Source organism: Rufibacter latericius (assembly GCF_003721515.1).
Lineage (GTDB): Bacteria > Bacteroidota > Bacteroidia > Cytophagales > Hymenobacteraceae > Nibribacter > Nibribacter latericius.
Genome location: NZ_RJJD01000021.1, coordinates 227,020 through 238,424 on the forward strand (window position 1 = coordinate 227,020; position 11,405 = coordinate 238,424).

The following is an 11,405-nucleotide window of genomic DNA, read 5'->3' on the forward strand; positions in this document are numbered from 1 at the left end:
ACTATGAAAGCAAAGGAAATCCAAGAACTGATTGATTTCATCGCGAAATCAGGCCTGAACAAAGTGGACATTGAGACCGAAGAATTTAAAATCTCAGTGGAACGCGAGGCGAGCCAGAAAGTGAAATTTGTGCAAGGGGCTTCTCCTGCGCCGGCCCCAGCAGCATTGCCTGCTGCTCCAGCCGCCCCTGCCCTGCCTCAAGCTCCTGCTGCACCGGCTGCTCCGGCCCAGCCTGCCGCCGATGACACCAGCAAATACCTCACCATTAAAGCACCGATGATTGGTACCCTGTACCGCTCTGCCAACCCAGAATCTCCGGCGTTTGTGAATGTTGGTGACGAGGTTCAAAAAGGCCAGGTGATCTGTATCATTGAGGCTATGAAGCTGTTCAACGAGATTGAGTCTGAGATCTCGGGCCGTATTGTGAAAGTGCTGGTAGACAACGCCAGCCCGGTAGAGTATGACCAGCCTCTGTTCTTGGTAGATCCTAGTTAATGTGCTAATTCTTTAATGTGCTGATGTGCTAATTAATGGATTCGGGCGGATTCTTACGCTTCCCTCCTCCCATTGAGTAGCTTGTCAGCACATTCTTTTTTAAGTCATCAGCACATTAGCACATCCAACAATTAGCACTTTAACTACATGTTCAAAAAAATACTAATTGCCAACCGTGGCGAGATTGCGCTCAGAGTTATCCGGACGTGCAAAGAGATGGGAATTAAAACGGTAGCCGTGTATTCTACCGCCGACAAGGAAAGCCTGCACGTGCGCTTCGCTGACGAGGCCGTATGCATTGGGCCTGCTCCCTCTTCTCAGTCTTACCTGAACATCCCTAACCTGATTGCCGCCGCGGAGATCACCAACGCCGATGCCATTCACCCGGGCTACGGTTTCCTTTCTGAAAACGCCGAGTTTTCCAGAATCTGTGCCGAAAACGGGATCAAGTTCATCGGGGCCACCCCGGAGATGATCAACTCCATGGGCGACAAGTCCTCGGCGAAGGAGTACATGAAGAAAGCGGGCGTGCCTACTATCCCCGGTTCAGAGGGGCTTCTTTCTTCTGCCGAGCAAGGAAAGAAATTGGCGGCCAAAATTAAATACCCGGTGATTATCAAAGCCACGGCGGGTGGCGGTGGACGCGGCATGCGCATCATCAAATCGGCCGATGAGTTTGACAAGGCTTGGAACGATGCCCGTCAGGAAGCCAAAGCGGCCTTCGGGAACGACGGCATGTACCTGGAAAAGTTCGTGGAGGAGCCCCGCCACATTGAGATCCAGATTGTGGGTGACCAGTACGGAGCCGTTTGCCACTTGTCTGAGCGTGATTGCAGCATCCAGCGCCGTCACCAGAAACTGATTGAGGAAACCCCTTCGCCGTTCATCTCTGACGAGCTGCGTGAGCGGATGGGCCAGGCCGCCATTGCCGGAGCCAAAGCCATCAACTACGAAGGCGTGGGTACCATTGAGTTCCTGGTTGACAAGCACAAAGATTTTTACTTCATGGAGATGAACACCCGTATTCAGGTGGAGCACCCCATCACCGAGGAAGTAGTAAACTATGACTTGATCAAGGAACAGATAAAGGTAGCTGCCGGGATTCCTATCTCGGGCAAGAACTACTATCCGCAGATGCACGCCATTGAGTGCCGCATCAACGCCGAGGACCCGAAGGCAGGTTTCCGTCCGAGCCCAGGCAAGATCAACGTGTTGCACATCCCGGGTGGTCACGGCGTACGTGTAGACACCCACGTGTATGCGGGCTACACCATCCCGGCCAACTATGATTCCATGATCGCGAAGCTGATTGTGAGTGCGCAAACCCGCGAGGAAGCCATCGTGAAAATGAAGCGAGCCTTGAGCGAGTTCGTGATTGAGGGCGTGAAAACCACCATTCCGTTCCACATGGCCATGATGGATGACAAGAACTTCAACGAAGGCGATTTCACCACCAGCTACCTGGATTCTTACGACTTTACCCAAGTCTAAAAAGCATTTCATACTACTGAAAAAAGTAGCCCAAAAGGCTGCTTTTTTCTATTTTGCAGATAGGGGAAAAGCGTGCTTACGCTGTTTACAAGATACCCTCTCATGAAATTGCACTACATGAAAACACATTACCGCTCCCTGGTTTTAGTTTGCTTCTGTCTTCTTCTTTCAAGCTGCACCTCTTTGCTTTATTTAAACAAGGAGGAACCCGCGGTCGTGCAGATACCAGAAGAGATAGCCACCATTTTATTAGTACAGCGCTACGATGCTTCTCTTCTGCCCTATAAAAAAGAGCGAAAAGTGGAGGTGTTCAGAGACGGTGCCCGGTACGCCATGGAAGCCGTCCAGCAAGAATTAGCCTCAGACACTTCCTTTCAGATTGTGCTCGCCGATACAAGTTTGTTCTTACATAAACCGGCGGAAAACAGACAGATCACTAAAGAAAAGGCACGACAGCTCTGCCGCGAATTCAAAACCTCCCTCCTGCTGGTACTGGACACTCTGGATGCCTACATGGACCAGACTTCCGTCACCAGCGAAAAAGATGAGGAAGGCAATGTCTCCAAAACCGCTGACTATTCTTTAGTAGTCTCAACCAAATGGAAATTGTACACAAAGGAAGGAGAACTACTGGATGAGGCTACCCTCACGCAAAGCGAGCCCTACAGCAGCAGGGGTGTCATAAGTGGGTTGCTGGCCTTTGGCCCGGCCATGGCCAACGCGGGAAAAGCGGTAAATAGAAATGCAGCCATTACCGCCAAAATGTATGCCGATAGGTTTTACCCTACTAAGCTTACCGGTACTAAAGAATACTTCCATCAGAAAGAACTTGCCCAAGCTGCCGAGTTCATTAGGTTATATGAGTGGGAAAAGGCTTCAGAACTCTTGGTTCCATTGGCTAGTGCGAAGTCCAACTCCGTGGCCGGGAAAGCTGCATACAACCTGGCAGTAATCAATGAGATTCAAGGTAACCTAAACGAAGCCAGAAAATGGGCCCAGATGGCCAGAAAAGCAGGCTTGAAGAAAGCCCAATTCCTGCTGGCTGACCTGAGCCAAACCCAATAAAACAAACCGCCCGTTTAAGCCCCGCTTTCTTAAAACAGGCCTAAAACTGGCGGTTGTATTGACAGCAAGTTGACCTTACTTAGCCAAGGCTTCTTTCGCCACCATCTCATCCAACTCATTGAACCAATCTTCGCCATACTTCCGGATCAAAGGCTCCCTTAGGAACTTGTACACGGGTACTCCTAACTCCAGTCCGAAGGAACAGGCCGGGTTGCAGATTTCCCAACGGTCATAGTTCAGGGCTTCGAAACCATCATATTTGGTAATTCTGATGGGGTATAAGTGACAGGAAATGGGCTTTTTCCAGGAGATCTTCCCGTCCAGGTACGCCTGTTCAATAGCGCATTTCAGGGTGAGGTTATCGTCGTAGATGGCATAGGCGCATTCACGGTCGCCAATGGTGGGCGTGCTGTAGTCACCTTCAAAATCTTCTACGTACAATCCCTGTTCGGCTATCGCTTTGATGCCCTCCTGAGACATATAGGGCTTTACATGTTCGTAGGCTTGGGCAAGGATGGTTAATTCGTCTTTGTCTAAAGGGGCGCCCAGATCGCCTTCCACGCAGCAGGCACCTTTGCATTTCTCCAGATTACAGACAAAGAACTTGTCTTTGAGGTCGTCTGAGAGAACGGTATTTTGTAGTACAATCATGAGCTAATTCTTACAGCAGAAAGACAAAAGTACCGCTATTTAAGTTCGGGGCAAAGGTATGCTACCGGCGCTTAAACATTAGTGGTCGTTTTAGGCCTGTTTTTCAGAAAAGGGTTGAAAATGGGGCTTTATATTTCCTTCCTGAAAAAGTGATTTTTTAGTTTCCGAAGAAACAGAGCCAAGTCCTTCCCTGTAAGATCGTTTTTCATTTCCGGAGCCTACTAAGATGACTCTTTTTAAGATCAACCCATTTCAGGAATCAAAAAGCTTAGGTAAGGAGCACTAATCAGGTTATCATTCTTCTTTTAATTGTTATGAAAGCCTTATTGATTCCAATTTTTCACTTATATAAATTGAATAAATGTAATAACTTGAGGGCAAATTAAATTATTCCCATCCTTTCTACATGCGTCTTAGAACAGAAGTCAAACTTCTCCTATCAGCTGCCTTTGTCTTCTTCATCCAAGGGAAGGTATCTGCCCAAAAAGCTGAAAACACCGCAGAAACACCTTCTTCTTCAGCCAGTTTCCCGGTGAGCCTTTACCAGAAAGCAACCAAAGAAGAATCGCACCTGCTCAATGGACCTGAGTATGTAGATATTAGGAGGGCAAACCATGAGGGTCATCCCTTTTTTTTTAGGGACGAGAAAACGTTGGGCAATGTGCACTATGATGGGGCTACCTATGAAGAAGTGCCTTTATTGTATAACCTAGTCACCGACGAAGTGATTCTGTACCGAAACGGGTTGCTCCTGCAAAAGCTGGTAAAGGAAAAGTTAGCCTCATTTCAACTGAATGGGCACCAGTTCATCCGGCTGGAGATAGCAGACACCACAACCAATACTCCCCTGCGCACCGGCTTTTACGATGTCATGCATGACGGGAACACCAAACTGCTGGTAAAAAGACAAAAAGAGAAACAAGACTTAATTGTAGACCAGAAACTGCTGGAAAGATTCACTTCCATTGATAAATTCTACATTCAGCAAGGGCCTGCCTACCACCAGGTAAAAAGCGGGCGCTCCGTGTACAACGTGTTCAGTGACCAGAAGAAAGAACTGAAAAAGTACGCCCGATCTAAAAAACTAAAATTCAGAAAGCAGCGGGAAGAGTCTATTCTGGCCTTGGTGCTTTATTACGATTCCTTAAAAAAGTAATCCAAGATCAAATACCTTCTTTCCCGATATCTATCCCTCAGCTACCCCTCCCAAATAATGGCCCAACTTTACCAATTTGCTTTTCTCTTCACGGTATTCCTGCTGTTTGGGGCTACGAACAGCTTTGCCCAAACTGCTGAAGAACCGCTCCTAAGCCTGCACCTGAAAGAGGCCTCTTTTGAGGAATTTGTGCGGGAAATAGAATCTAAATCTGACTACCGGTTCTATTACGAGCCTGCAACGGTAGACAGCCTCAAAATCAACCTTGAGGTTAACCAGAAATCCCTCTCCTTTATCCTGGCCCAAGTTCTGCCCGAGGCAAACCTTTCTTTTGCTATCACGCCGCAGGGGTATGTAATGATCACCAAGGGCAAAGAATTCATGGCTAACCTTCCCGAGGGCTTTTTCAACCGGGAGGAGGTTTCTACCCAAAACAGGGCTTTGGTTACCAAGGGCTCTGGAACGCAGCCCTACGTGGCCGGGGGAAAAGGCAAAAAGAACGCTACCTCTGAGGCCAAGCTGTACGTGATTGGGGTAGAACGCGAAAACGCCTCCGGCAAAGCCAATCTGGCCGGCCACCTCCGTGATGCTAAATCTGGGGAGCCGATTATTGGGGCTTCGGTCTACATCCAGTCTCCGCTTTTGGCGACCACCTCAGATCAGTACGGGTATTTCTCCCTGACCTTACCTATTGGTCAGCATGAGTTGCTCATCCGGGGCATCGGGATCAAGAACTCTAAACGCCGCATTGCCTTGAACTCAGACGGAAAACTGGACATTGAGGTGGAGGAAGATGTTCGCTCCCTGAAGGAGGTTCTGGTGGAAGCCGAAAAAGACCGCAACGTGGCGGGCATGCAGATGGGCATGGAACGGCTGGACATGCGAGCCATCAAACAGGTTCCTACCGCTTTCGGGGAGACCGATATCTTGCGGGTGGTGCTCACCTTACCTGGGGTAAAATCAGTAGGCGAAGGCAGCACCGGCATGAACGTGCGCGGCGGCTCCACCGACCAAAACCTGATTTTGTTCAACGATGCCACGATCTACAATCCTTCCCACCTGTTTGGCTTTTTCTCGGCGTTTAATCCAGATATCATCAAAACCGTGGAGTTGCACAAAAGCAACATTCCGGCCCGGTACGGCGGAAGGCTTTCCTCGGTGCTGGAAGTAACTACCCGCGATGGGAACAAGAAAAAGCTGGCCGGCTCCGGCGGAATTGGTTTATTGACCAGCCGATTGACGTTGGAAGGACCTATCACCAAAGACAAAACCTCTTTCATGGTGGCCGGCCGAAGTACCTATTCAGATTGGCTCCTCAAGAAACTTCCTCAGGAGAGTTTCAAGAAAAGCTCTGCTTCGTTTTATGACCTGAACGCCCAGATCAACCATGAGTTCGACAGCAAAAACACGCTTTACGTCTCAGGTTATTTCAGCAAAGATAAGTTTCGGCTGGGCAGTGACACCTTGTACAGTTTTGCCAACCAGAACGCCAGCGTGAAATGGAAACACATCTTCCAGAACCAACTGTACAGCGTGGTGACGGCCGCCTATAGCCAGTATGGGTATGAGGTGAATTCGGAAAACAACCCCGTAAACGCCTCGCACATGTCCTTTGGCATGAACCAAACTAACCTGCAGGCAGATTTCAACTACTTCCTGAACACCAAGCACACCATTGATTTCGGAGCCAGCTCCATCTTGTACAACGTGAAGCCGGGTAGCCTGCAACCCGTGGGTTCAGAGTCCCTGATCACACCCGATGTGCTTCAGCGCGAACGGGCACTGGAAAGTGCGCTCTACGTCTCAGACCAGATAGAGATATCGCCTCGGTTCTCGGTGTATGTGGGGTTGCGTTATTCTATGTTCAATGCTTTGGGCCCAAGGGAAGTATATGCCTACGCACGGAATGCGCCTAAAACCGAAACCACCATCCTGGACACGCTCTCTTATGGTTCCGGGAAAAACTTCGCTACGTATCATGGACCGGAGTACCGGCTATCGGCTAGGTTTGGCTTAACGGATCATTCGTCTGTGAAGATGAGCTTTAACCGCATGCGCCAGTACATCCACATGCTCTCTAACACGGCCACCATGTCCCCCACCGATACCTGGAAACTGAGCGATGGCAACATTAGACCGCAGGTAGGTGACCAGATTGCCTTGGGGTATTACCAGAACTTCCGGAGTAACACGGTTGAGTTCTCGGTGGAAGGCTATTACAAGAAGATGAAGGATTTTCTGGATTACCGCAACGGAGCCACCATTATCCTGAACCACCATATTGAGACCGATGTAGCCAACGCGGAAGGGAAAGCTTACGGCGTGGAGGTTATGCTGAAGAAACTCACCGGCAAACTGAACGGCTGGGTGAGCTATACCTATTCCCGCACCATGGTGCGCCTGAACAATCCGACGGTGTCTGAGCTGATCAACGAGGGCAAATGGTACCCCAGCAATTTCGATAAGCCCCATGATGTCACGCTCATCAGCAACTACCGGTTCAGCCAGCGGTTCAGCACTTCGTTGAACTTCACCTACAGCACCGGTCGGCCCATCACATTGCCCATCGCCAAATACCATGACGGCAACGTGCAGCGCATCTACTACTCAGACCGTAACCAGTACCGCGTTCCAGACTACTACCGGGTAGATTTCGCCATGAACATAGAGGGAAACCACAAAGTGAAAAAGCTGGCTCACAGTTCCTGGACCCTGGCGGTGTACAACCTCACCGGCCGCAAAAACCCTTACTCGGTGTACTTCCGGTCTGAGGAAGGCAAAATCAAAGGCTACAAACTCTCTATTTTCGGGCAGCCTATTCCTACCATCACCTATAATTTCCGGTTTTAATGAAGATTTTAGAAAACGGCCTCAAAAACGCATTTCTGCTGCTCTGCGTGGTTTTTCTTGCCGCCTGCGAAGAGCCTTTCACTCCTGAGGTATTAGAAGGGAATAACAACTTTCTGGTGGTAAGCGGCTTTATCAACAGCAACGGCCCTACCACCATCAGTCTGTCCCGCACCCAGAACCTTTCGGAGAATGGCGGCCCGGTGATGGAGGAAGACGCCACCGTGATGGTGGAGGAAGAAAATGGAGCCAAATTCCCCTTATTAGAAACTACCCCTGGTACCTATACCAGTCCCTACCTTCTGATCAACAGTACTAAAAAATACCGCTTAGTAATAAAGGCGGACGGTAAAGATTATGAATCAGACTTTGTGGAGGTAAAGCAAACACCTGCCATAGACAGCATAAACTGGAAGGCTGAAAGCGATGGCTTACAATTTTACGTGAACAGCCACGACCCAAACAATAATACAGTCTATTACCGGTGGGAATATGAAGAAACCTGGGAATACCGGGCGTATTATCATTCTTGGTTAGAGTACATCGATGGTAAAATAGTAGATCGCTCCCCAGAGAACGATATCTATCTCTGCTGGCCAACCTCTTCCTCTACCCAAATAAACATGAGTAATACCGTTAAGCTAGGGCAAGACGTCATCAGCAATTTTCCTTTACTGAAACTTCCTACCAACTCAAACAAGCTAATCAGCAAATACAGTATTCTTGTAAAACAATACGCCCAGACAAAAGAAGCCAGTGAATATTGGGAAGCATTGAAGAAAAACACTGAAAGCATTGGTTCCCTTTTTGATCCGCTTCCCACCCAGCTAGTTGGGAATATTCGTTGCCTCACTTCCCCGGTTGAACCCGTGATTGGATTTGTAGAAGTCTGTTCAGTGGAGGAAAAAAGGATTTTTGTGACACGGCCCGAATTACCTACTACCTGGAGCCCACAAGATATCATTTATTGTGAACAGGATACCATACCAGTAAATGAGGTGGCTGATTATTTTTCAAGCGGTACCCTTATACCCATAGATAGAGTGTACTCAACTGAAGGTATGAGTAAATTAATAGGCTATAGGGGGGCGGGTAGCTACTGCACAGATTGCAGAAACATGGGAACCAACATCAAACCAGATTTCTGGCAATAATTCTAAAAGCAGCATGAAAACAATACTATCAAGATTTACTGTTTTTAGAAGAGCCGGTTTAAGCGCCATGGTAGGTTTATGCCTATTTCACGGAGCCATAAGCAATGTCCAAGGCCAGTCCACGTCAACTGCGTCTACTCGCCTGAAAGACCACCAGAGCAAAGCGGTTCAAGAGAAGATGTTCCTTCACTTGGACCGAACCTCCTACGCTACCGGAGACATCATGTGGTTCAAAGTGTACAACGTAGACGGAACGCGGCACAAACCGCTGGACATGTCAAAAGTTGCCTACATTGAGGTGGTAAATGCCAGCCGCAAACCGGTTTTGCAGGGGAAGATTGAATTGAAGGAAGGCGTGGGCAATGGATCATTTGTTTTACCAGTCTCCCTGAAAGCAGGCCACTACATGGTTCGGGGGTATACGAACTGGATGAAAAACTTCGGTCCTGAATTTTATTTTGAACAGCCGGTAACCATCATCAACACCTTTCAGGCTTTAGGTTTAACGCCTGCCCCCGATACTGCCGCTTACTCCATCCGGTTTTTCCCTGAGGGAGGAAATTTGGTTTCTGGTTTACCTAGCAAAGTAGCTTTTAAGGCCATAAACAGCAAGACGGGCAAAGGAACAAGTTGCCAAGGGAAGATTCTGGACAGCGCCGGAAAGGTGGTAACCACTTTCCAACCTACAAAATATGGGATAGGCACTTTTAACCTCCCTCCTGCCGAGGAAGAATACACCGCCCTTGTGACCTTTCCCAGTGGGAAGGAAGTCCGCCAGAAATTGCCTATTATTCAGAAAACAGGCTATAATCTGTACCTGACCGAAAACAAACCCGGTGAACTTCAGATTACTTCCAACTCAACAAACCAACAGGCAGAACAAGTGCTCCTCCTTGGGCACACGCGCCAAACGGTGGTAGTTGCGTCCACCGCCATCATGGCCAATGGGAAAGCTACCTTTACCGTACTGAAGGATTCTCTGTTAGACGGAATTACCCATTTTACCCTATTCAACAGCCAGCAGAGACCCGTTTCGGAGCGACTTTTCTTTAAACGGCCAATAAAACAACTGGAGATTGCAGCCACTTTGAACAAAGCCCAATTTGGCCTCCGCGAAAAAGTATCCGTTGATTTACTAACCCAAGCTGACAAAGCTGGTGCGGCGAATCTATCCATGGCGGTATTCAAAGCAGACCACCTGCAGAACGCTGAACAGGTAGACATCAGCACGTATCTGTACCTTACCTCAGATTTGAAAGGAACCGTTGAGAATCCTTCTTCCTACCTGACGGAGACCGGTAGCCAAGCCGATGAAGCCCTTGACAACCTGATGCTGACCCAAGGCTGGAACCGCTTCACCTGGGACGAGGTACTGAATCCTGAGGCATTGACTTTCCCGTTTGTTCCTGAATACCAGGGGCACCTCATCACCGGGCTTATTACCCATAATTCTACCGGAGCTCCTGCCAAGGATATAAGAGCCTTCCTGGCATCCCCGGGCAAAAACACCCGCTTCTACACCGGCTTCAGTTCAAAAAACGGGACCGTGTTATTTGACGTGAAAGATTTCTTCGGGCCGAAGGAAGTGGTCATGCAAACGAATTTCCTGAAGGACAGCACCTACCACTTCAAGATCTCCGATCCGTTTTCCAAGAGATTTTCGACCACGGAACTGCCCACCTTTGATCTGCCGGAAAGCCTGAGGGAAGCCATTCACCTGCGCCACCTGGATGTACAGGCCCAGAACATCTACTTTGAACAATTCCTGAACCGGTACACGGCACCGGCCATCGATAGCCTTCCCTTCTTTGGCAAATCCAGCAAGAAGTATCTTTTAGACGATTACACCCGCTTCAAAGTGATGGAAGAGGTTATGCGGGAGTATGTGCCCGGGGTTCTGGTCAGAAAGCGTCGTGACGGTTTCCACTTCATGGTACTGGATGGTGCCCGCAAGCTGGTTTTCCAGGAAAATCCATTGGTTTTACTGGATGGCGTGCCCGTTTTTGACATTGACCAGATCATGGCGTTTGATCCCCTGAAAATCCAGAAACTAGAGGTCATCGAATCTCAATACTTTAACGGCTCCCTTGCCTCGAACGGAGTAGTCAGTTACACCACCTACAAAGGCGATTTAGCTGGTTTTCCGCTGGATACCCGCGCCCTGCTGCAGGAGTACGAGGGACTGCAACTGCAGCGCGAGTTCTACGCCCCTGCTTATGAAACGGAGGAGCAGAAACTAAGCCGCCTGCCTGACTGGCGCAATCTTCTGTACTGGGCTCCCAACATCTCAACAGATAAAGATGGGAAAGCAACTACCAGTTTCTACACCTCAGACCAGCCTGGCATTTATACCATCGTGGTGCAGGGCCTCACCAAAGACGGGTTGCCCGGCAGCAAGATGGTAACCTTTGAGGTGAAGAAACCTTTGTAGAGAATCGGCGCAGCTGTTTTGGCAAGATATTCAGAAACCAGCCACAAAACGAGGTCAGGAAATGCGACTTTATTCCGTAATTTTGTGTTCTCCCTGAAGAAAGAATAATTGTGAG

General features: G+C 48.9%; 8 protein-coding genes. 7 read left to right on the forward strand and 1 reads right to left on the reverse strand.

The genetic code is table 11. The annotated features are described in order from the left end of the window. Nucleotides 1–3: 3 nt before the first annotated feature. The 3 genes from accB (at nucleotide 4) to EFB08_RS20760 (ending at nucleotide 3,051) form a co-directional block, all read left to right on the forward strand. A complete protein-coding gene (gene accB, locus EFB08_RS20750) occupies nucleotides 4–495 on the forward strand; it encodes an acetyl-CoA carboxylase biotin carboxyl carrier protein (RefSeq protein ID WP_123128890.1) in 492 nt (163 codons plus the stop codon). A gap of 147 nt (nucleotides 496–642) precedes the next feature. Next, nucleotides 643–1,986 carry an acetyl-CoA carboxylase biotin carboxylase subunit gene (gene accC, locus EFB08_RS20755; RefSeq protein ID WP_123128891.1) on the forward strand — a complete coding sequence of 448 codons (1,344 nt, stop codon included), beginning with the start codon at nucleotides 643–645 and terminating at the stop codon, nucleotides 1,984–1,986. A gap of 216 nt (nucleotides 1,987–2,202) precedes the next feature. Beyond that, nucleotides 2,203–3,051 (forward strand): DUF6340 family protein, encoded by an 849-nt coding sequence (locus EFB08_RS20760; protein ID WP_125077822.1) that lies wholly within the window; start codon nucleotides 2,203–2,205, stop codon nucleotides 3,049–3,051. 75 nt (nucleotides 3,052–3,126) lie between these two features. Here the strand turns inward: EFB08_RS20760 and EFB08_RS20765 are convergent, their stop codons facing one another. After that, entirely contained in the window at nucleotides 3,127–3,702 is a 576-nt protein-coding gene (locus tag EFB08_RS20765) for a DUF3109 family protein (protein ID WP_123128893.1), read from the reverse strand. Between the two features lie 406 nt (nucleotides 3,703–4,108). Here EFB08_RS20765 and EFB08_RS20770 point away from each other — a divergent pair, with 406 nt between their 5' ends. The 4 genes from EFB08_RS20770 to EFB08_RS20785 are packed head-to-tail and all read left to right on the forward strand — an operon-like array spanning nucleotide 4,109 to nucleotide 11,290. Continuing rightward, nucleotides 4,109–4,858, forward strand: coding sequence for a hypothetical protein (locus EFB08_RS20770; RefSeq protein ID WP_123128894.1), 750 nt, complete (start codon nucleotides 4,109–4,111; stop codon nucleotides 4,856–4,858). Nucleotides 4,859–4,915: 57 nt separating this feature from the next. Beyond that, nucleotides 4,916–7,708 (forward strand): TonB-dependent receptor, encoded by a 2,793-nt coding sequence (locus EFB08_RS20775; RefSeq protein ID WP_123128895.1) that lies wholly within the window; start codon nucleotides 4,916–4,918, stop codon nucleotides 7,706–7,708. After that, nucleotides 7,708–8,859: a DUF4249 domain-containing protein gene (locus EFB08_RS20780; RefSeq protein ID WP_123128896.1), complete on the forward strand. Its 1,152-nt coding sequence runs from the start codon at nucleotides 7,708–7,710 to the stop codon at nucleotides 8,857–8,859. Before EFB08_RS20775 ends, EFB08_RS20780 begins: the two co-directional genes overlap by 1 nt. Before the next feature lie 13 nt (nucleotides 8,860–8,872). After that, nucleotides 8,873–11,290 (forward strand): TonB-dependent receptor plug domain-containing protein, encoded by a 2,418-nt coding sequence (locus EFB08_RS20785; protein ID WP_123128897.1) that lies wholly within the window; start codon nucleotides 8,873–8,875, stop codon nucleotides 11,288–11,290. Nucleotides 11,291–11,405 lie beyond the last annotated feature (115 nt).

What these genes read in the sequence shown, in the direction of transcription:
- accB (WP_123128890.1), top strand. Translation starts at nt 4, where the DNA reads ATGAAAGCAAAGGAAATCCAAGAACTGATTGATTTCATCGCGAAATCA.
- accC (WP_123128891.1), top strand. Translation starts at nt 643, where the DNA reads ATGTTCAAAAAAATACTAATTGCCAACCGTGGCGAGATTGCGCTCAGA.
- EFB08_RS20765 (WP_123128893.1), bottom strand. Translation starts at nt 3,702, where the DNA reads ATGATTGTACTACAAAATACCGTTCTCTCAGACGACCTCAAAGACAAG.
- EFB08_RS20770 (WP_123128894.1), top strand. Translation starts at nt 4,109, where the DNA reads ATGCGTCTTAGAACAGAAGTCAAACTTCTCCTATCAGCTGCCTTTGTC.
- EFB08_RS20775 (WP_123128895.1), top strand. Translation starts at nt 4,916, where the DNA reads ATGGCCCAACTTTACCAATTTGCTTTTCTCTTCACGGTATTCCTGCTG.
- EFB08_RS20780 (WP_123128896.1), top strand. Translation starts at nt 7,708, where the DNA reads ATGAAGATTTTAGAAAACGGCCTCAAAAACGCATTTCTGCTGCTCTGC.
- EFB08_RS20785 (WP_123128897.1), top strand. Translation starts at nt 8,873, where the DNA reads ATGAAAACAATACTATCAAGATTTACTGTTTTTAGAAGAGCCGGTTTA.